The sequence below is a fragment of the Paraplanobispora siamensis genome, from assembly GCF_016863175.1.
Classification (GTDB): domain Bacteria; phylum Actinomycetota; class Actinomycetes; order Streptosporangiales; family Streptosporangiaceae; genus Planobispora; species Planobispora siamensis.
The window spans coordinates 54,744-74,334 of sequence record NZ_BOOJ01000020.1; the positions used below are offsets into that span (position 1 = coordinate 54,744).

18 protein-coding genes are annotated in these 19,591 nt (G+C 70.7%); 8 read left to right on the forward strand and 10 right to left on the reverse strand.

All coding sequences use genetic code 11. The annotated features are described in order from the left end of the window. Nucleotides 1-4: 4 nt before the first annotated feature. Complete coding sequence (locus Psi01_RS10405) at nt 5-583, reverse strand: TetR/AcrR family transcriptional regulator (protein ID WP_204063747.1); 579 nt, start codon at nt 581-583, stop codon at nt 5-7. Between the two features lie 94 nt (nt 584-677). On the opposite strand from Psi01_RS10405, the gene Psi01_RS10410 reads away from it, so the two are divergent. Beyond that, nucleotides 678-1,124: a nuclear transport factor 2 family protein gene (locus Psi01_RS10410; RefSeq protein WP_204063748.1), complete on the forward strand. Its 447-nt coding sequence runs from the start codon at nt 678-680 to the stop codon at nt 1,122-1,124. Between the two features lie 159 nt (nt 1,125-1,283). Here Psi01_RS10410 and Psi01_RS10415 read toward each other — a convergent pair whose 3' ends face one another. Genes Psi01_RS10415 through Psi01_RS10425 form a run of 3 tightly spaced genes read right to left on the reverse strand, consistent with a single transcriptional unit; the run spans nt 1,284 to nt 4,746 of the window. Then, nucleotides 1,284-2,021: a succinate dehydrogenase/fumarate reductase iron-sulfur subunit gene (locus Psi01_RS10415; RefSeq protein ID WP_204063772.1), complete on the reverse strand. Its 738-nt coding sequence runs from the start codon at nt 2,019-2,021 to the stop codon at nt 1,284-1,286. 17 nt (nt 2,022-2,038) lie between these two features. Continuing rightward, nucleotides 2,039-3,967 carry a fumarate reductase/succinate dehydrogenase flavoprotein subunit gene (locus Psi01_RS10420; RefSeq protein ID WP_204063749.1) on the reverse strand — a complete coding sequence of 643 codons (1,929 nt, stop codon included), beginning with the start codon at nt 3,965-3,967 and terminating at the stop codon, nt 2,039-2,041. After that, nucleotides 3,964-4,746, reverse strand: coding sequence for a succinate dehydrogenase cytochrome b subunit (locus Psi01_RS10425; protein WP_204063773.1), 783 nt, complete (start codon nt 4,744-4,746; stop codon nt 3,964-3,966). The genes Psi01_RS10420 and Psi01_RS10425 overlap by 4 nt, the downstream gene beginning before the upstream one ends. 301 nt (nt 4,747-5,047) lie before the next feature. On the opposite strand from Psi01_RS10425, the gene Psi01_RS10430 reads away from it, so the two are divergent. The 7 genes from Psi01_RS10430 (at nt 5,048) to Psi01_RS10460 (ending at nt 13,011) form a co-directional block, all read left to right on the forward strand. Next, a complete protein-coding gene (locus tag Psi01_RS10430; RefSeq protein ID WP_204063750.1) occupies nt 5,048-5,998 on the forward strand; it encodes a LysR family transcriptional regulator in 951 nt (316 codons plus the stop codon). A 100-nt stretch (nt 5,999-6,098) separates the two neighbouring features. Continuing rightward, the gene (locus Psi01_RS10435) at nt 6,099-7,253 is read left to right on the forward strand and encodes a PP2C family protein-serine/threonine phosphatase (RefSeq protein ID WP_239127434.1); all 1,155 of its coding nucleotides are present in this window, start codon (nt 6,099-6,101) and stop codon (nt 7,251-7,253) included. Then, a complete protein-coding gene (locus Psi01_RS10440) occupies nt 7,250-8,866 on the forward strand; it encodes a sensor histidine kinase (protein WP_204063752.1) in 1,617 nt (538 codons plus the stop codon). Before Psi01_RS10435 ends, Psi01_RS10440 begins: the two co-directional genes overlap by 4 nt. Beyond that, nucleotides 8,859-9,299: a response regulator gene (locus tag Psi01_RS10445; protein WP_204063753.1), complete on the forward strand. Its 441-nt coding sequence runs from the start codon at nt 8,859-8,861 to the stop codon at nt 9,297-9,299. The genes Psi01_RS10440 and Psi01_RS10445 overlap by 8 nt, the downstream gene beginning before the upstream one ends. 225 nt (nt 9,300-9,524) lie before the next feature. Next, complete coding sequence (sdhC, locus tag Psi01_RS10450; protein ID WP_204063754.1) at nt 9,525-10,319, forward strand: succinate dehydrogenase subunit SdhC; 795 nt, start codon at nt 9,525-9,527, stop codon at nt 10,317-10,319. Between the two features lie 18 nt (nt 10,320-10,337). Beyond that, on the forward strand, nt 10,338-12,242 hold the full coding sequence (locus Psi01_RS10455) for a fumarate reductase/succinate dehydrogenase flavoprotein subunit (RefSeq protein ID WP_204063755.1): 1,905 nt from the start codon (nt 10,338-10,340) through the stop codon (nt 12,240-12,242). A 4-nt stretch (nt 12,243-12,246) separates the two neighbouring features. Next, complete coding sequence (locus tag Psi01_RS10460) at nt 12,247-13,011, forward strand: succinate dehydrogenase/fumarate reductase iron-sulfur subunit (protein WP_204063756.1); 765 nt, start codon at nt 12,247-12,249, stop codon at nt 13,009-13,011. Nucleotides 13,012-13,140: 129 nt separating this feature from the next. On the opposite strand, the gene Psi01_RS10465 is transcribed toward Psi01_RS10460, so the two are convergent. The 6 genes from Psi01_RS10465 to Psi01_RS10490 form a co-directional block, all read right to left on the reverse strand. After that, nucleotides 13,141-13,878, reverse strand: a complete 738-nt coding sequence (locus Psi01_RS10465; protein WP_204063757.1) for an alpha/beta fold hydrolase — start codon at nt 13,876-13,878, stop codon at nt 13,141-13,143. 204 nt (nt 13,879-14,082) lie between these two features. After that, nucleotides 14,083-15,774 carry a hypothetical protein gene (locus Psi01_RS10470; RefSeq protein ID WP_204063758.1) on the reverse strand — a complete coding sequence of 564 codons (1,692 nt, stop codon included), beginning with the start codon at nt 15,772-15,774 and terminating at the stop codon, nt 14,083-14,085. A 75-nt stretch (nt 15,775-15,849) separates the two neighbouring features. Beyond that, on the reverse strand, nt 15,850-17,322 hold the full coding sequence (locus tag Psi01_RS10475) for a hypothetical protein (protein ID WP_204063759.1): 1,473 nt from the start codon (nt 17,320-17,322) through the stop codon (nt 15,850-15,852). 77 nt (nt 17,323-17,399) lie between these two features. Beyond that, complete coding sequence (locus Psi01_RS10480) at nt 17,400-17,801, reverse strand: (deoxy)nucleoside triphosphate pyrophosphohydrolase (RefSeq protein WP_204063760.1); 402 nt, start codon at nt 17,799-17,801, stop codon at nt 17,400-17,402. Between the two features lie 32 nt (nt 17,802-17,833). Then, nucleotides 17,834-18,922 carry a C40 family peptidase gene (locus Psi01_RS10485; RefSeq protein ID WP_204063761.1) on the reverse strand — a complete coding sequence of 363 codons (1,089 nt, stop codon included), beginning with the start codon at nt 18,920-18,922 and terminating at the stop codon, nt 17,834-17,836. After that, nucleotides 18,919-19,590, reverse strand: a complete 672-nt coding sequence (locus tag Psi01_RS10490; protein WP_204063762.1) for a hypothetical protein — start codon at nt 19,588-19,590, stop codon at nt 18,919-18,921. The genes Psi01_RS10485 and Psi01_RS10490 overlap by 4 nt, the downstream gene beginning before the upstream one ends. Nucleotide 19,591: the final 1 nt, after the last annotated feature.

Genomic DNA, 19,591 nt, shown 5'->3' on the forward strand with positions numbered 1-19,591 from the left:
GGGGTCAGGGTTCCACGGGGGTGCGCAGGCCGTCGAAGACGACCTGGAAGGTACGGCTGCGCACGTCGGGGGGTGCGGTTTCGGCGGCCCTGGACATGCCGACCATGAGGGTGACGAGTTCGGGGACGCCGATGTCGGGGCGGACGGCGCCGGCCTCCTGGGCCCGGGTGAGCAGGATGCCCAGGACGCGTGGCAGCTCCCGGCGGCCTTCGGCCAGGGCCTCGTCCATGTCGACGCCGGCGGCGGCCAGCGCGTCGGCGTAGGCGTTCTTGGCCGCCGACATGTCGACCATCCGGGCCAGGAGGGCGAAGAGGGCCTCGCCGGGGTCGGGGGCGGAGACCAGGGCGTCGGCCTCGTCGGCGAGGCGGCGCATCAGCTCGGTGAAGACGGCCTCGATCAGGGACTCCTTGGCCGGGAAGTGCCGGAAGACCGTGCCGATCCCCACGCCCGCCCGGCGGGCCACGTCCTCGGTCGAGGCGGAGGTGCCCTGCTCGGCGAACACGGCCTCGGCGGCCTGGAGGATCCGCGCGCGGTTGCGCAGGGCGTCGGCGCGCAGCGGCCTGCCCGTCGCCGGAGAAGTCATGGGCACCTCGTTGACAAACGGAGTCGTCGCTCCGTATTTTCTAATCGGAGTCAGCACTCCGATTCTATGACACGGTCCCAGCGAGGAGAGTGCCGTGAAGAAGACGACCACCATCGATCCGCGCGAGGTCCTGGAGCGCTACCTGCGCACCGGCCTCGCCGGAGACCGCGACGCGCAGGCCGACATGTTCCTGGAGGACGGGGTCGTCGAGTTCCCGTTCGCCCCGCCGGGCACCCCGCGCCGCTTCGAGGGCCGCGAGGAGATCCGCGCCGTGCTCGCCGCCCTCGGCCGCGCGCGGGCCGGGATGCGGGTCGACGAGGACAGGACGGTGCTGGAGGTGCACGAGACGGCGGATCCGGAGGTGCTCGTCGCAGAGATGGAGATCCACGTGGACGTGGAGGCGACCGGCGACACCCTCAGGGTCCCCTACGTGCAGGTGTTCCGGATCCGTCACGGCGGGATCGCCCTGTTCCGCGACTACTGGGCCACGACCACGGCCGACTTCGTGAAGGCCGCCCTCGGAGACCCTGGGACGGCGTGACGGCCGCGGGACATCACGGCCGCGGGACATCACGGCCGCGGCACACGACGGCCGGAAAAACGGGACCGCGGGTCGTACCTCCCCACGAAGGTACGGCCCGCGGCCCGGAAGCCATGTTCCCCTACCGGGACACAACTTTCACATTCTTCACATCCGCGACTACTTCGATGCCTTGAGGTAATCGCGGTTCATCCGGGCGATGGTGTCCAGCGGGATGCCCTTGGGGCAGACCGCCGTGCACTCGCCGGTGTTGGTGCAGCCGCCGAAGCCCTCGGCGTCCATCTGCTCCACCATGGCCTTGGCGCGGGAGGCGCGCTCGGGCTGGCCCTGGGGGAGCAGGGACAGGTGAGTGATCTTGGCGGCGGTGAAGAGGGAGGCCGAGCCGTTGGGACAGGCGGCGACGCAGGCGCCGCAGCCGATGCAGGTGGCCGCGTCGAACGCCGCGTCGGCGTCGACCTTCTTCACCGGGACGCTGTGCGCGTCGGGGGCCGAACCGGCCGGGACGGAGATGAAGCCGCCCGCCTGGATGATCCGGTCGAACGCCGAGCGGTCCACGACCAGGTCCTTGACCACCGGGAACGGCGCGGCGCGCCACGGCTCGATGGTGATGACCGCGTTGTCCTCGAAGTGCCGCATGTGCAGCTGGCAGGTGGTGGTGGCCACCTGCTCGCCGTGCGCGACACCGTTGATGACCATGCCGCACATGCCGCAGATGCCCTCGCGGCAGTCGTGGTCGAAGGCGATCGGGTCGTCGCCCTCCAGGATGAGCCGCTCGTTGAGCACGTCCAGCATCTCCAGGAAGGACATGTCCGGGGACACGTCCTCGACCCGGTAGGTGACCATGCGGCCCTTGTCCTCGGGGCCGTTCTGGCGCCAGACCTTGAGAGTGAGGTTCATACCCTTGGCTCGCTCGCTCACTTGTAGCTCCGCTGGCTCATCTTGACGTACTCGTAGTCCAGCGCTTCCTTGTGCAGGATCGGCCCCTGCTCGCCGTACTCCCAGGCCGCGACGTAGGCGAAGTTCTCGTCGTCGCGCAGGGCCTCGCCGTCGGCGTCCTGCGACTCGGCGCGGAAGTGGCCGCCGCACGACTCGGTGCGGTGCAGGGCGTCGATGCACATCAGCTCGGCCAGGTCGAAGAAGTCCGCGACCCGCCCGGCCCGCTCCAGCGCCTGGTTGAGCTCCTCGGCCTGGCCGGACACCTTCACGTTCTGCCAGAACTCCTCGCGGAGCTCGGGGATCCGCTCCAGGGCCTTGCGCAGCGACTCCTCGGTGCGCTCCATGCCGCAGTAGTCCCACATGATCTTGCCGAGCTCGCGGTGGTAGGAGTCGGCGGTACGGGTGCCGTTCACCGAGAGCAGCTTCTCGATCTTGTTGCGGACCGCGATCTCGGCCTCGGCCACGGCCTCCTCGTCCACCTCCCCGTAGGGACCGTTCGCGAGATAGTCGCCGATCGTGGTCGGCAGCACGAAGTAGCCGTCGGCCAGGCCCTGCATCAGCGCGGAGGCGCCCAGGCGGTTGGCGCCGTGGTCGGAGAAGTTGGCCTCACCGATCACGAACAGGCCGGGGATCGTGGACTGCAGGTCGTAGTCCACCCACAGGCCGCCCATCGTGTAGTGCACGGCCGGGTAGATGCGCATCGGCTGGGTGTAGGGGTCCTCGCCGGTGATGCGCTCGTACATCTCGAAGAGGTTGCCGTACTTCTTCTCCACCGCGTCCCGGCCGAGACGGCTGATCGCGTCGGCGAAGTCGAGGTAGACGCCCAGGCCGCCGGGGCCGACGCCGCGGCCCTCGTCGCAGACGTTCTTGGCCGCCCGCGAGGCGATGTCACGCGGGACCAGGTTGCCGAAGGCCGGGTAGATGCGCTCCAGGTAGTAGTCGCGCTCGTCCTCGGGGATCTCCGCGGCCGGGCGGGTGTCGCCGGCCTTGGCCGGGACCCACACGCGGCCGTCGTTGCGCAGCGACTCCGACATCAGGGTCAGCTTGGACTGGTACTCGCCGCTGACCGGGATGCAGGTCGGGTGGATCTGCGTGTAGCAGGGGTTGGCGAACATCGCGCCGCGCCGGTGCGCCCGCCAGATCGCCGTGGTGTTGCAGCCCTTGGCGTTGGTGGACAGGAAGAACACGTTGCCGTAGCCGCCGGTGGCCAGCACGACCGCGTCGGCGACGTGCCGCTCGATCTCGCCGGTGACCATGTCGCGGACGATGACGCCGCGCGCCCGGCCGTCGCTCACGATCAGTTCGAGCATCTCGTGGCGGGTGTGCATCTTCACGGTCCCGGCCGCGATCTGCCGCTCCAGCGCCTGGTAGGCGCCGAGCAGCAGCTGCTGGCCCGTCTGGCCGCGGGCGTAGAAGGTACGGGAGACCTGGGCGCCGCCGAAGGAGCGGGTGTCGAGCAGGCCGCCGTACTCACGGGCGAACGGCACGCCCTGGGCCACGGCCTGGTCGATGATGTTCACGCTGACCTGGGCCAGGCGGTAGACGTTCGACTCGCGGGCGCGGAAGTCGCCGCCCTTGACGGTGTCGTAGAACAGCCGGTAGATCGAGTCGCCGTCACCGCGGTAGTTCTTGGCCGCGTTGATACCGCCCTGCGCGGCGATGGAGTGCGCGCGCCGGGGCGAGTCCTGATAGCAGAACGACGTGACGTTGTAGCCCAGCTCGCCCAGGGTCGCGGCGGCCGAGCCGCCCGCGAGACCGGTGCCGACCACGATGACGTGCAGCTTGCGCTTGTTGGCCGGGTTGACCAGCTTGGCGCTGAACTTCCGCTTCTCCCAGCGGTCCTCGATCGGTCCCTCGGGAGCCTTGGTGTCGCGGATCGGCTCGCCCTCGGTGTACAGCTCGTTCACTTGATCACTCCGATCATGACCGCCACGGGGACCACGAGGAAGCCCAGGACCAGCACCGCGGAGATCGCGGCGGCGGTGAGCTTCAGCGGGCGGTAGCTGCGGCCGCTCGCCAGGCCGAGGGTCTGGAAGGCGCTCCACAGGCCGTGGCGCAGGTGCAGGCCGACCATGACGACGGCGACGACGTAGAAGAGGGTGACCCACCAGCGCCCGGGGGCGAAGCCCTCCACCAGGCGCTCGTACGGCGTGCCGTCCCAGCCCGCCGGGTTGACCGTGCCGAAGGTCAGGTCGAGCAGGTGGTAGATCACGAACAGCAGGATGATGACGCCGCCGTAGCGCATGGTGTGGACGGCGTAGCCGTTCGCCTGCGACTTGCGCCTGGCCGCGTACTTGACCGGACGGGCCTTGCCCGCCCGGCGGGCCAGCGAGATCGCCGACCACATGTGCAGGACGATGCAGACGCCCAGCACGACCTCGACGAGGGTCAGCGCGACCCGGTAGGTGAGCAGCGGCTCGCCCATCGTGCGCAGGAAGCTCGCGTACTCGTTGAACGAGTCGGCGCCGAGGAACGCCTTGAGGTTGCCGACCATGTGGCCGACGAGGAAGAGCACCAGTACGGCGCCCGTGACGGCCATCACGGCCTTCCTCCCGTTGGAGGATCCCAGGAACCCGCCGCGACGCCTGGGCGTTGTCGGCCTGGTGTTCCTCGGAGGCGTCGCTGGCTTCGCGGGGGTCCGCGCGGGGGGCTCAACCGGCGCGGTGGAACTCCCGCGCTCAATCATGGCAGTCACGACCCCGAAGGTAGGAAAAGGACTTTGGTCCCGTCCAAGTCATCGTGGATGTGGTTTCCATAGCCCCCGGCTATGGCCTCTGTTTACCTGCCCCTTACATGGCCTGGTCAGCGGCGTAAGTGCGACTAAGCTCACAGGGTTGACGGCCGTGCTGCGCACGGCTGGCTCGGGGACTCCTTGATCCGGCTCCCGCCCTCGTCACGTCCTCGCTTCGCTGCGGGCGTTCCTCCGTTGGTTCACCGGCGCCCCCTCGCGGGTCTGGGTGCTCGGGGTGTCCGTACGCTAGGGAAACGTGCAGCTCCAGCAACTGGCCTACTTCGTCGCGGTCGCCGAGACCCGGCACTTCACCCAGGCCGCCGAGCGGATGCGCGTCGCCCAGCCGTCGCTGAGCAAGCAGATCAAGACCCTGGAGGCCGAGCTCGGCGCGCCGCTGTTCAGCCGTGCCCGGGGGAACGTCACCCTCACCCCGGCCGGGGAGGCCCTGCTGCCGCTGGCCCGCCGCATGCTGGCCGACGCCGACACCGCCCGGCGGGAGGTCGCGGAGCTGGCGGGGCTGCGGCGGGGGCGGGTACGGCTGGGCGCGACCCCCTCGCTGTGCGCGGGGCTGATGGCCGACGCCCTGGCCCGCTTCCACCAGGCCTATCCCGGCATCGAGCTGCTGGTGGAGGAGGGCGGCTCGCGCGACCTGGTCCGCGCCCTGGCCCGCGGCCAGCTCGACCTGGCCCTGATCATCATGCCGTTGCAGAGCGACGACCCCGCCCTGGTCACCGAGGAGATCCTGCGGGAGAACCTGGTCGTCGTCTCCCCCTCGTCCTCGCGCGTGCGCAAGCCGTACCTGCGCATCCAGGAGCTGCGCGGGCAGCCGATGGTGATGTTCCGGCGCGGTTACGACCTGCGGGAGGCCACGCTCGGCGCCTGCCGGCAGGCCGGGTTCGAGCCGCGCTTCGCGGTGGAGGGCGGTGAGATGGACGCCGTGCTGCGCTTCGTGGAGGCCGGGCTGGGCATCGCGCTGGTCCCCTCGATGGTCCTGGACGGGCGGCCCGGCCTGACGGGGACCCCGCTGGCGCCTCCCGGCCTGCGGCGTACGATCGCCATCGCCCACCGCAAGGACGTCGAGCCGACCCGGGCCGCGCAGGCCTTCCGCGCCACTCTGCTGTTCTTCCTCGCCGAGGCCGCCCACGAGGGCAGCCTGCCCGAAGGGGTGGAGCTGCTGCCCGGCGGTCAGGCGGGGCGACGGCCGTAGGCCTTCACCGGACCGAAACCGATCGCATATCCGCGACATGAGGCCCCGGCCACTATTCTCGTATGGTCGAACAAGTGTCCCCCGAACCCGAAGAGGCGTAGTGACCGCCCCTCCCAACGAAACGCTCACCCTCCTCCTCATCGAGGATGATGCGGGCGACGCCTTCCTTGTGGAGGAACTGCTCAGTGAGGCGGAGAACCCGCCGAAGATCATTTGGGTTCGCAGTCTGGCCGAGAGCCGGATACGGCTGACCGACGAGGTCCGATGTGTCATCGTTGACCTCTCGCTTCCCGACGCCTCCGGCCTGGAGGCCCTGCAGCAGGTGCTGGCGATGGCGCCGGAGGCGGCCGTCCTGGTGCTCACCGGCCTGAACGACTCGTACGTGGGCGTGGAGGCGGTCTCCGCCGGAGCCCAGGACTTCCTGATCAAGCAGGACATCGACGCCCGGCTCCTGATCCGGGCCGTCCGCTACGCCATGGAGCGCAAGCGCGCCGACCTGGCCCACCTCAAGCTGGTCGAGGCCGAGCTGACGACCAAGGAGAACTCCCGGCTGGAGCGCGGGCTGCTCCCGGTCCCCCTGCTGCAGGACGGGCTCCTGGACCACGAGGCCCGCTACCTGCCCGGCCGCCAGCGCACGCTCCTGGCCGGGGACTTCTGGGACACCGTGCAGGGCCCCGACGGCTCCGTGCACGTGGTGGTCGGCGACGTCTGCGGGCACGGGCCCGACGAGGCCGCCCTCGGGGTGGCGCTGCGGATCGCCTGGCGGACCCTGGTCCTGGCCGGTCACACCGGCAACGACGTGCTGCGCACCCTCGACTCGGTGCTCCGGGTCGAGCGCAAGTCCGGGGAGATCTTCACCACCCTCTGCACGATGACCGTGGACCCCGGTCTGCAGAGCGCCCGCATGCACGTCGTCGGGCACCCGCCGCCGTTGCTGATCCGCGACGGCGTGATCGACGTGGTGCCCGGCACGCCCTCCGGGCCTCCCCTGGGCATCTTCCCGAACATCGACTGGACGCCCATCGACGTGCCGCTGGGCGACCGGTGGTCGGTCCTGCTCTACACCGACGGCCTGATCGAGGCGACCGTGGGCGGCGGCCCGGACCTGCTGGGCACCGAGGGCCTGCAGCGGCTGGTCCGCGAGCAGGGCGGGGTCAACCTCGACCGGCTCATCGAACGCGTCGTCGAGCTGAACGGCGACAGCCTCAGCGACGACCTGGCCACCGTGCTCATCTCGCGGGGAAGCAGGGAATGAGCGGACCCTCCCGGCTCCGCCCCCTGCCCCGCCCCGCGCCCGCCCAAGGCGTCGGCAAGCTGCCGGTCGGGCGGTGGTTCCTGCTCGCCGGATCGGCTGCGACGCTGCTGCTCGCGGTCGCCGCCGTGATCACGGTCGGCGTGGTCAGAGAGACCCGCGAGGCCCGCTCGGTCGTGATCGACGTCATCGACCCGGCCGCGCTGAGCACGCTCGAGCTCTCCGGGGCGCTGACCACCCAGGAGAGCGCGGCCCGGGCGTACGGCAGGACCGGTGAGCAGCAGCACCTCGACGACTACTGGACGGGGGTCCGCCAGGAGACCGAGGCGCTGGCCACGATCGACGGCCTGCTGCCCCGCATGCCCGAGCGGGAAGGCGTGCGCGCCGAACTCACCGCGATCAGGAACGCCACGGCGAACTGGCGCAGGGAGTACGGTGACCCCGTCGTGGCCGGCGGCCGGGAGGATCCCTCCCGGGAGGTGCTGAGGGACGCCCAGCAGGCCGGCAACGTGCGCTACACCGCGGTCCGCGCCTCCCTGACGGCGCTGGAGAACCACCTGAAACGACTGCACTCGGCCGCGGGCGAGCAACTGGAGCAGGGGTGGCGGCAGATCTACTTCGCCCTCGGCGGGATCGCCGCGGTGCTGCTCCTGACGGGTACCGGTTTCACGGTCATCGTCCGCTACGCCGTACTGCGCCCGGTGGCCATGCTCACCGGACAGGTCCGCGCGGTCGCCCAGGGCGATTTCGGGCACGCCCTGAAGGTGGAGCGCCCCGCCGAGCTCGCAGAGCTCGCCGGCCACGTGGACGCGATGCGCGACCGCATCCTCGCCGAGTGGCAGCGGGCCAGTGAGGCGCAGGCCAAGCTCCAGGAGCAGGCAGTCGAGCTGCGGCGCTCGAACGCCGAGCTGGAGCAGTTCGCCTACGTGGCCAGCCACGACCTGCAGGAGCCGCTGCGCAAGGTGGCCAGCTTCAGCCAGATGCTGGAGCAGCGCTACGGCGACCGGCTCGACGATCGGGCCAAGCAGTACATCGGCTTCTCGGTGGACGGCGCCAAGCGCATGCAGTCGCTCATCAGCGACCTGCTGGACTTCTCCCGGGTGGGCAGGCTCGGCGGCGAGCGCGTCCCGATCGACAGCGCCGAGCCGCTGAAGGAGGCGCTGAACAACCTGTCGGCCCGGATCGAGGAGAACGGGGCGACGGTGACCCACGACGAGCTGCCCCGGGTGCTCGGCAACCGCCCCCAGCTCATCCAGCTGTTCCAGAACCTGATCGGCAACGCGCTGAAGTTCCGCAGCGACCAGGCCCCGGCCGTGCACATCGGGGTGCGCCGCGACGGGGAGATGTGGGAGTTCTCCTGCTCCGACAACGGGATCGGCATCGACGGCAAGTACGCCGACCGGATCTTCCTGATCTTCCAGCGCCTGCACGGCCGCGACGTCTACCCCGGCACCGGGATCGGGCTCGCCCTGTGCAAGAAGATTGTCGAATATCACGGCGGGCACATCTGGCTGGACGCCGACGAGAGCTCTCCTGACCTCGCAGAAACCGATAAATCCATGAAAAGCGGGACAACCTTCCGCTGGACTCTTCCTTCCGGAGACACGAATGAATGACTTCCGCTGGATCGACGTGCTCCTGGTCGAGGACGACCCGGGCGACGTCCTGCTGACCCGGGAGGCCTTCGAGCTCAACAAGGTCAGGAACAAGCTGCACGTCGTCAACGACGGTGAGCAGGCCATGGCGTTCCTGCGCAAGGAGGGCGAGTACGCCGACGCGCCGACCCCCGACCTGATCCTGCTCGACCTCAACCTGCCCCGTAAGGACGGCCGCGAGGTGCTGCAGGACATCAAGGCCGACGACAAGCTGCGCCGGATCCCGGTGGTGGTGCTGACCACCTCCGAGGCGGAGGAGGACATCCTGCGCAGCTACAACCTGCACGCCAACGCCTACGTCTCCAAGCCCGTGGACTTCGACCAGTTCATCAACGTGGTCCGCCGGATCGACGACTTCTTCGTGACGGTGGTGAAACTCCCAAGCTCTATCTGACTTTTACGGGACCTCTCACTGTCTGACGTGACAGGAATCACACTCTGTCAGCGAAAATGTGAGTGACGCTTCTCACACAAGTGCTGGGCCGCGTCGTAACGTATCCCCCACCGATAGGCGTGCGCCCCTGTGAGCCGGGCCTGGGCCCGCTCCGGCGTGCGGCACAACTGAAACGACCCGGACCCCTTAGGCGAGCAGGGTCCGTGGGAGGTGGAGAGGTCCCCGATGACCCAGACAGCGGCCGACAGTCCGGCCCCGGCCAGAAGGCAGCGCGCGCAGCTCAAAGAGCGCACCCTGCGAACCGACCAGTGGTGGCGTTATCCACTGGTCACTTTCATCATTTTCACGGCGTTCCTCGTCTACGCCACGTGGGCGATCTTCGATAACGACTTCTTCGTCGCGCCGTACCACGCGCCGTTCGCCTCGCCGTGCCTGGCGGAGGCGGTCTGCCCCGAGGAGGCGCAGCTGTTCGGCTGGGCCCCGCTCGGCGACTGGTACACCTGGCCCCCGGGCCTGCTGATCCTCGGCCTGCCGGCGGGCTTCCGCTTCACCTGCTACTACTACCGCAAGGCCTACTACCGCGCCTTCTGGCTGTCGCCCCCGGCGTGCGCCGTCAACGAGCCGCACAGCAAGTACACCGGTGAGTCCCGTTTCCCGCTGATCCTGCAGAACATCCACCGCTACTTCTTCTACGCGGCGATCGTGATCGGCCTGATCCTGGCCTACGACGCGGTGAAGGCGCTCATCGAGAAGCCGGCCGGCGTGGGCACCTGGGTCCTGATCGTGAACGCGATCCTGATCAACATGTACACGCTGTCGTGCCACTCCTGCCGGCACATCACCGCCGGACGCCTGAACCACTTCTCCAAGCACCCGATCCGCTACCGCGCCTGGGGCTTCGTCTCCAAGCTCAACGCCAAGCACCAGGAACTGGCCCTGATCTCGATGTTCTCGGTCATGGGCGCCGACCTGTACGTACGGCTGGTCGCCAAGGGCGTCATCTCCTTCCCGTTCGCATAAGGAACCGTGGAACCTCACATGGAAATCGAGCGTCACGAATACGACGTCGTCGTCATCGGCGCCGGCGGGGCGGGGCTGCGGGCCGCGATCGAGGCCCGGCAGCAGGGCAAGCGCACCGCGATCGTCTGCAAGTCGCTGTTCGGCAAGGCGCACACCGTCATGGCCGAGGGCGGTGCCGCCGCGGCCATGGGCAACGTCAACAGCGACGACAACTGGATGGTGCACTTCCGCGACACCATGCGCGGAGGCAAGTTCCTCAACAACTGGCGGATGGCCGAGCTGCACGCCAAGGAGGCCCCGGACCGGGTCTGGGAGCTGGAGGCCTGGGGCGCGCTGTTCGACCGCACCAAGGACGGCAAGATCAGCCAGCGGAACTTCGGCGGGCACCAGTACCCCCGTCTGGCCCACGTCGGCGACCGCACCGGCCTGGAGATGATCCGCACCCTCCAGCAGCGCGTGGTCGCGCTGCAGCAGGAGGACGAGAAGCTGCACGGCGATCCCGAGGCCTACATCAGGGTCTTCCAGGAGTGCACGGTCACCCGCCTGCTCAAGACGGGCGACGGCCCCGGGGACCCCATCTCCGGCGCCTTCGGCTACTGGCGGGAGAACGGCAGGTTCATCCTGTTCGACGCCCCCGCGGTCGTGCTGGCCACCGGCGGCATCGGCAAGTCCTACGTGGTCACCTCCAACTCCTGGGAGTACACCGGGGACGGCCACGCGCTGGCGCTGCTGGCCGGGGCGAAGCTGATCAACATGGAGTTCATCCAGTTCCACCCGACCGGGATGGTCTGGCCGCCGTCGGTCCGCGGCATCCTCGTCACCGAGTCCGTCCGCGGTGACGGCGGCGTGCTGCGCAACTCCGAGGGCAGGCGCTTCATGTTCGACTACATCCCGGACGTGTTCAAGGACCAGTACGCCACCACCGAGGAGGAGGGCGACCGCTGGTACAACGACCAGGCCAACAACCGCCGTCCCCCGGAGCTGCTCCCGCGCGACGAGGTGGCGCGCGCCATCAACTCCGAGGTGAAGGCCGGGCGGGGCTCACCCCAGGGCGGCGTCTATCTGGACGTCTCCACCCGGCTCCCGGCCGCTGAGATCACCAGGCGGCTGCCGTCGATGCACCACCAGTTCAAGGAGCTGGCCGACGTCGACATCACCAAGGAGCCCATGCAGGTCGGCCCGACCTGCCACTACATCATGGGCGGCGTCGAGGTCGACGCCGACAGCGCCGCGGCCTCCGTCCCCGGCCTGTTCGCCGCCGGCGAGGTCTCCGGCGGCATGCACGGCTCCAACCGGCTGGGCGGCAACTCCCTGTCCGACCTGCTGGTCTTCGGCCGCCGGGCGGGCGCCGGGGCCTCGGCGTACGTCGACGGGCTGAAGGCCCGCCCGGTGGTCTCCGAGGAGTCGGTGGCCACGGCGCGGGCCGAGGCGATGGCCCCGCTGGAGCGCGACGGTGAGAACCCCTACGAGGTCCACCACGAGCTGCAGCGGACGATGAACGAGCTGGTCGGCATCATCCGCAAGGCCGAGGAGATCACCCAGGCCCTGGAGGCCGTGGAGAAGCTCAAGGAGCGGGCCAAGGGCGTGGGCGCGATCGGCGGCCGGATCTACAACCCCGGCTGGCACCTCGCGCTCGACCTGCGCAACATGCTGCTGGTCTCCGAGTGCGTGGCCAGGGCCGCGCTGAAGCGCGAGGAGAGCCGCGGCGGGCACACCCGCGACGACTTCCCCGGCATGTCCCCCGAGTGGCGGCGCAAGCTCCTGGTCTGCGGTGCCTCAGCCGACGGGTCGAGCGTCACCGTCGAGGAGAAGGTCCAGCCGGGCATGCGCGACGACCTGATCAAGCTGTTCGACCGGGCCGAGCTGAAGAAGTACATCACCGACGAAGAGCTGGCCGCCTTCGACGCGCTGGTCAAGGAGTAGAGCCATGGGTTACAAGGCGAAGTTCCGCGTGTGGCGGGGCGAGGGCGGCGAGGGCAGGCTGGAGGACTTCACCGTCGAGGTGAACGAGGGCGAGGTCGTCCTCGACATCATCCACAGGCTCCAGGCCACCCAGGCCCCCGACCTGGCCGTGCGGTGGAACTGCAAGGCCGGCAAGTGCGGGTCCTGTTCGATGGAGATCAACGGCAAGCCGCGGCTCGGCTGCATGACCCGGATGTCCACCTTCGCGGAGGACGAGACGATCACTGTGACGCCCATGCGGACGTTCCCGGTGATCAAGGACCTGGTCACGGACGTGTCGTTCAACTATCAGAAGGCACGGGAGATCCCGTCCTTCACCCCGCCGGCCGGAGTCCAGCCGGGTGAATATCGCATGCAGCAGATCGACGTCGAGCGGAGCCAGGAGTTCCGCAAGTGCATCGAGTGCTTCATGTGCAACAACGTCTGCCACGTGATCCGCGACCACGAGGAGAACAAGCCCGCCTTCGCCGGGCCGCGCTTCCTGATGCGGATCGCCGAGCTGGACATGCACCCCTACGACGTGGTGGACCGCAAGGACTCCGCCCAGGAGGACCACGGCCTCGGCTACTGCAACATCACCAAGTGCTGCACCGAGGTCTGCCCCGAACACATCAAGATCACCGACAACGCGCTGATCCCGATGAAGGAGCGCGTCGTCGACCGCAAGTACGACCCGCTCGTCTGGCTGGGTGACAAGATCTTCAAGCGCTCCAGGAGCACGAAGGGCTGACACCCGTCCCGCTCGCCGTACCGGCCCGCTCGGGCGGCCGGTACGGCGAGTTCTTCTTTTCCGGGCCTTCCCGGTTTTCCACGCCTCCCGGACCCCGTCAGGCGGCTTCCCCGTCAGAAGGCTCCCCCGTCAGGCGGCTGCGCCGCCGAAGAAGTCGGCCAGCGCGGGGGCCAGCACCTCGTCGGGCACGCCGTGCCAGTCGCCCTTGAGCGCCAGGTGACGCCCCTGCGGAAGGGCGGCCGCCACCTCCTCGGCCCAGCCCCGCAGCCGGTCGTCGCTGGCCTCGCTGTTGACGACCAGGGCGGGCACGGTGACGGACCGGAGCGTGTCGCGGGAGACGGCCGGGGTGATCCGGCTGTCGTAGGCGAGGGTGTGCGCGATGCCCTCCAGCATCGGGAAGAAGGAGGCCTGCCGCAGCCCCGCGGTGATCTCCTCGGGGACGCCGATGCTCCGGTGGAAGTGCTCGACCGCCTCGGCCCGGCGGCCGGCGGCGACGAGCTCGTCGATCTCGGCCGCGAGGTCCCCCTGGTCGTCCTGCTGCGACCGGTCCAGGACGATCGGCGGTTCGAGGAGGGAGAGCATCGGGATCGGCAGCCCGGCCGCGGCGCCGAGCAGGGCCAGGACCGCGCCGGAGGAGAAGCCGTGGACGAACGCCCGCCCGCCGTTGGCCTCGATCACCGCCGCGAGGTCCTCCACCTCCCGCTCCACCGCGTACGGCGGGGTGTCGCCGCTCTCGCCCCGCCCGCGCCGGTCGTAGGTCACCACCGTGAACCTGTCGGCGAGGTGCTGGGCCAGCGAGCCCATGGGCCCGAACCCGCGGAACCCGCCCGCCGCGTCGACCAGGACGAGCGTCGGCCCGGTCCCCACCTTTTCGAATCCGATCCGTGTGCCATCGCGTGACGTCACCATGGTGGTCCCTCCGTCCGGCTTCGGTGGCCTCCGACGCTACAGATCACCACCGACAAATCCGCGCCCGCCGTACCTCATGGGATACGGCGGGCGCGGCAGGCGGGTGCGGGCGGTGGCAGAGGACGGGCGGAGGCCGTACGGCGGGCTCCCGGGCCCTCGGGCCTACGGGCGCTTGCGGCGGAACAGGCCGCGCTTCTGCTTGCCCTGGTCCTTCTCGGGGAGCGGGTAGACCGCCGTGGCACCGCCGGGCGGGACGTCCTGGGGCGGCGGACCGGCGGGCCCCTGCCACTGCGGGGGCGGAGGCTGCTCCGGGAACCTCATCGTGCCGCCCGGACCGTCGGCCGGTCCCTGGAACGGGCCGCCGGCCGGACCCACCGGACCCTGGAACGGCCCGCCGGGAGAGTCCGCCGGGCCCTGGGGCGGGCCGGCCGGCGACCCGCCGGGAGCGAACCAGGTCTCGGGCACGGGCGGCGGGAGGTCGGGACCGGGGCCGGGTGAGGCGGGCCCGGCGGAGAACCGCTCCGGCGCGCCCGGCCCATGCTGCCCGGGACCCTCCTGCCCGGGACCCTCCTGCCCCGGACCCTCCTGCCCCGGACCCTGCGGTCCGCGCGGCCCGGGGTCGTGTCCGGGGCCCTGCGGTCCCATGTCCTGGAGGCCGGGGTCCTGGGGGAAGCGGTCCGGGACGGCCGGATCCTGCGGCGGCTGCGCCTGCAGAGCGGGATCCTGCGGGAAGGGGGCGCCGGAGAAGTCACCGAGGCCCTGCGGGTGCGCGGCCGACGGGTCGCCGGGGCGCCCGTGCCCGCCCTGGTCCCCGGGGGCGGCGGGCTCGAACCACGAGGGCTGGTCCGAGGGCCGCCCGGGGGCCTGCGGGGCGTCGAAGCCGTAGAAGGGCTGCTCGGCGCCGGGCGGCGGCGCGTAGGCCGTCGTCTGCTGCTCGTAGAGCGTCTGGTCGTAGGCCGCCGGGTCGTATCCGTGCGGGTACTGCTCGGGGACGTAGCCCTCGGGATAGACCGGCGGATACATCTGCATCGGGACGAAGCTGATGATCGGGGCGTACGCCGCGCCCCCCTGGTAGGCCGGGTGCGGGAAGCCCGCCGACGCGTAGCCCGGGCCCGCCGGGTAGGCCGCGGGCTCCACGGCGCGCGGCCCGGCCCGGCGGACCGCGGCGGCGTGGGCCAGACGGCGCAGCCTGCCCTCGAAGATCAGGATGGCGAACACCACGAGCAGGACCAGGATCAGCGCCGGGATGCCGAGCTGCTGGCTCAGCGCGGTCGTGTTGTACTCGGAGCCCGCGTTGCGGATCTCGTACGGCACCGTGGAGGAGTCGGGCTCGAACGAGCTGGCGCTCGGCTCCGGCGTCGCCGTCGGGATCGCGCTCTGCGACGGCTGGGTGCTGGGGAACACGACGTCGGGGTCGGTGGCCGTCTCCGACGGCACGACCGGCGGCGGCTGGACCGGGGCCGTGGTCGCCGGGGGCGGCGGCGGCGCGGTCGTGGCGGGCGCCGTGGTGGCGGGCGCCGTCGTGGCCGGCGGCTTCGCCGCGGAGGTCTTCGTCGGGGTCACGGTGACCGTGGCGGTCACCGTGACCTGGTCCGTCGAGGTGCTCGTCGGCGCGGGGTTCGGGTCGTCCGGGTTGTGGGTGATCGTGACGGTGACGACCGGCGTGGGGTCGCACTCCGCGGCGGGATCGACGTCGCATCCCGGGATGGAGGAGGGGTCGGCGATGACCGCTCTGGTGGAGGCGTCCGCCTGGCCGGAGCCGGCGAGCGCCCCGGCGGCGATCGTGATCATGCCGCTCAGGCCCAGAGAGAGGGCCACGGCCGAGACGGCCGCCACACGGCGAGATCTCGTCACCGACGCCTCCGTGAAATCCCGCACTTCTCAGGTCGAGGAAATTCTAGTGCGGTAAAAATAACAGCAAAGCACCTTTTACAGTACAGCTCGCGAGTCACGCCTCCGCTGAATCCTCGCTTGCAGCCACAACAGGCCGAGCAGTCCGCCGATCGCGACCCCCGCCGCGGGAAGCCCGCGGATTCCTGTCAGGTCCTCACTTGACCGGCCCACGGTACGGATCTCCGGCTGCGAGCCGTACGGATCCATGGGCAGCGGCGCCCCCAGCGTCTCCTGACCGCCCGACAGGCCGGGCGGTATGGCCGCAGGCGGCGCGGCCGGCGGCATCCGGACTCCGGGAGGGGCCCAGGCGCCGGGGGTCTGGGCCGTCGTCGGCGGCGGGAAGCTCGGCGCGGCGGGAGCCGGGGCGACGGTCACCGGGCTCGTGTACAGGTCTCCGATGATGATCGGGTACGGGGTCTGGGGAGTCTGCGGCAGCTGCGAGCTCTGCGTGGCCTGCGGATCGGGCGCGCCCTGCGATGACTCCGGCAGCAGTTCGCCGCCCAGGTCGCCGGCGTAGGGATCCTCCCCCGACTTCTCCTTTTCACGGTCTTTCTTTTTCTGCGACTCGTCCGGCTCCGGCCATTTCGGCAGCACCGTGGCCCGGGGCTCCTCCTTGGGGTCGTCCGGGGTGGAGGGAGCCGGCTTGAGCGGCGCCGGCTTGCCCGGAGTCGTGCCGGGCTTGCCGGGGGACGTACCGGGCTTGGACGGCAGCTTGCCGGGGATGGCCGGGATGGGCGAGACCGGGGGCACCGGGGGAACCGACCCCTGGCCGTCCTCGGCCGGGCACCCCGGATCGGCGGACGCGGCCTCCGAGCCGCCCTCTCCGCCCCCGGCCGGGTCCCCGGCGCATTCATCCCCGGACCCGGCCGAACCGTCCGGGACATCATCCTCAGAACCAGACGAGCCGTCCGGGGTATCACCCTCAGAACCGGCCGAACCATCCGGAACGTCACCCTCGGAATCGAACGAGCCGTCCGGGACGTCACCCTCAGAACCGGCCGGTTCACCCAGGAGGTCGTCTTCGGGCCCGGCCGGGGTGTCGGGGGCCTTCTCCGGGGCGTCCGGCACCTCGGACGGGGCGCCGGAGACGCCCTCCAGCGCCGCCAGGAGCCCGGCCAGGTCCCCCTCGTCATGGTCGCGCAGCCAGCGCCACAGCTCGTCGGCGTTCCCCCCGCGCTCCTGGAGCAGGCTCCAGAGATCGTCCGTCCCGTGCTCCAGGAGCCAGCGCCGGAGCTCCTCCGCTTCCTGTCCGTGCTCCCGGGACCAGTCCTCCGGCCGCTCCCCGCCGTGATCCCCGAGCAGGTCCCAGAACCGGTCGTGCTCCTCCCCCCGGGTGAGCAGCCACGAGGCGAGATCCTCAGCCGTGGAGTGGCCGGACACGACGGGCGCGTCCCCGAGCACGTCCGTCACGGGCGTGTCCGCCGCCGCCATCGTGCCCGGGACCAGCGCCCCCGTGCCCACGGCCGACACCACCACGACATGTCTCAGCCAACCGGTTACCCCGCTCACCGTGCGTCTCCGATCCCCCGACTCGGACGTACGAGGACAGCACGCCCAGTAGCTGTTATGTCACCATGCGCTAACTTTCAATCCTCGCGGAGGAAGTCCCGTACGGCGTTCACGATCGGCAGGTCGGCGGGCAGCCAGGGCACGTCGTACAGCTCCTCCATCGTGAGCCAGCGCAGGTCATGGTGCTCCTTGGCCTCCGGGGTCCCCTCCACGATCGTCGCCACCCAGACCCGGAGCACGTAGCCCCGCGTCAGCGGCCAGTCCCCGCCGACCCGCTCGCCGATCTCGATCAGGACGCCGAGCTCCTCGTGGCACTCGCGGACCAGCGCCTCGTGGTCGCCCTCCCCCGGGTCGACCTTCCCGCCCGGGAACTCCCAGCCCCCGGCCAGCTCGGGCGGCTCGGCGCGCTGGGCGGCCAGCAGCCGGCCCGTCCCGTCGACGATCGCGGCTCCCACGACGACTTTCTCCACGCGTTCCATGAGCCTCGATTCTGTCCCATGGGCGGTACGGCCTAACCCTGCTCCCTCAGTTCGAGCTGGGCCTTGATGGCGGGGTTCTGGAGGGGGCGGGTGAAACCGACGATGCCGGTGCGGGTCCGGTAGGACGTGACCTTGATCGGACCGCACAGGCGGCACCTGGCCTCGATCATCTTGCCCGGCGAGACCACCATGCCCACGTGCCCCGGCCTGTCGGGGCCGGTGCCCGGACCGGAGTTGAAGAAGACCAGGTCCCCGGCCTGCTCCTGACCGGCCTCGATCTTCACGCCGAACGGCCACTGGCCGAAGGTGGTGCGCGGGATGGTCAGGCCGACGCTCCGGTAGGCCATGTAGATGATCCCCGAGCAGTCGAAGGCGTCGGGTCCCGTGCCGCCCCACAGGTACGGCTTGCCGCGCTGGGCCAGCGCGTAGGAGAGGATCTCCGCCACCACCTCGTTGGGCGCCGCCGCCACCAGCGGCGGGTCGCAGGCGGGCTCCGCCTCCGGCGGGGTGCCGACCGCGCCGTCCTCGGCGTACTTGCCGGCGATCTCCATGACCTGGTCCACGTACCACCAGGCCCGGTTGTAGACGAACAGCGCCCGCCGCACGTCCTCCGGCGCCCCGTTGCGCTTGAGCATCTTCGCCGCGCCGAGGATGGCGTCCGCCGGGTTGTAGACGTCGGCCCAGCCGTCGCCGTCGCCGTCGGAGGCGTAGCCGTTGAACTCCGACGGGATCTTGATCTTCGCCTTGCCGCCCCAGGTGCTGATCAGGAACTGCATCGGCCCCGCGGCCCCGGCGTAGTTGGTCCCGCTCTGCACGCCCGGGAGCGTGGAGCGCCCGTGGTCGGTCTCGCGCTTGCCGACCCCGGCCAGCACGTTCCACTGCACGCCGACCTTCTCGCCGTGCTCGCGGTACAGCTCCAGGTACTCCTGCGGGATGTCGGAGGCCGCAGTCTCGGAGGCGTCGGCCGGCCGTCCCGCGTTCTCCTCGCAGTCGGGGATGTCGCCCCCGCCGGTGAACGACGGGAAGGTGCTCACCATCATCATCGGAGCCATGATCAGGGTCACCAGGCAGAGCCCCGCGACGGCGAGGACCAGGATGATCCGGCCCTTCGTGCCGCTCATCCGGCCGTCTCCGCGACCTGGTCGTCACCCTCCTGCCCGTCCGCGGCCGGCTGGAGGTCGTGGACCCGCCAGCCGGAGCCGACCGGGACGAGCGTGACGGCGTACTCGTCGGTGCGGTCACGCTTGCCGCTCTTGGCGGTGATCTGCTCGGTGGCGGTGACCACGAACACCACCGAGGAGTCCTGGATCTGCCGGATCTCCTTGACCTTCGCCGATCCGGACGAGACCACCTCGTCGGCGGTGTTGGCCTCCACGAAGGCCGGCGCCGTGCGCGCCCGCACCAGCGTGTCGCCGAACTCCGCCGTGGCGTAGCCCCGCAGCCGCTCCCCCGCGGCCACCGGGTCCTCGTCGTAGCGGTAGGTCCCGTAGTCGGCGGCGAAGCGCTCGGCGTAGTCGGCGGCGGCGGCCAGCTCCTGCTTGCTCATCGGCAGGTAGGAGTAGACGTCGAAGGGCGCGTCGCTCGCCGTCGCCTCCGGGCGCGAGGGCTCCGCGGACGCCCGCTCCGTCGCAGGCGCGGTACGGCTGACGCCCGCGGGCTCGGCCTGCGGGCGCTCACCGGCCCCGGACCCCGGAGTCCCCGAGGACATGGTCAGGTACACCCCGACCGCGGCGAGCAGCGCCACGAGCACCGCGAAGACGACCCCCCTGCGGCCGCCCGGTTCCGCCATC

Excerpts from the sequence above, each read along its gene's own strand:
- Psi01_RS10455 (WP_204063755.1), top strand. The coding sequence starts at position 10,338 with ATGGAAATCGAGCGTCACGAATACGACGTCGTCGTCATCGGCGCCGGC.
- Psi01_RS10415 (WP_204063772.1), bottom strand. The coding sequence starts at position 2,021 with ATGAACCTCACTCTCAAGGTCTGGCGCCAGAACGGCCCCGAGGACAAG.
- Psi01_RS10490 (WP_204063762.1), bottom strand. The coding sequence starts at position 19,590 with ATGGCGGAACCGGGCGGCCGCAGGGGGGTCGTCTTCGCGGTGCTCGTG.
- Psi01_RS10485 (WP_204063761.1), bottom strand. The coding sequence starts at position 18,922 with ATGAGCGGCACGAAGGGCCGGATCATCCTGGTCCTCGCCGTCGCGGGG.
- Psi01_RS10460 (WP_204063756.1), top strand. The coding sequence starts at position 12,247 with ATGGGTTACAAGGCGAAGTTCCGCGTGTGGCGGGGCGAGGGCGGCGAG.
- sdhC (WP_204063754.1), top strand. The coding sequence starts at position 9,525 with ATGACCCAGACAGCGGCCGACAGTCCGGCCCCGGCCAGAAGGCAGCGC.
- Psi01_RS10445 (WP_204063753.1), top strand. The coding sequence starts at position 8,859 with ATGAATGACTTCCGCTGGATCGACGTGCTCCTGGTCGAGGACGACCCG.
- Psi01_RS10425 (WP_204063773.1), bottom strand. The coding sequence starts at position 4,746 with ATGATTGAGCGCGGGAGTTCCACCGCGCCGGTTGAGCCCCCCGCGCGG.
- Psi01_RS10480 (WP_204063760.1), bottom strand. The coding sequence starts at position 17,801 with ATGGAACGCGTGGAGAAAGTCGTCGTGGGAGCCGCGATCGTCGACGGG.
- Psi01_RS10440 (WP_204063752.1), top strand. The coding sequence starts at position 7,250 with ATGAGCGGACCCTCCCGGCTCCGCCCCCTGCCCCGCCCCGCGCCCGCC.
- Psi01_RS10405 (WP_204063747.1), bottom strand. The coding sequence starts at position 583 with ATGACTTCTCCGGCGACGGGCAGGCCGCTGCGCGCCGACGCCCTGCGC.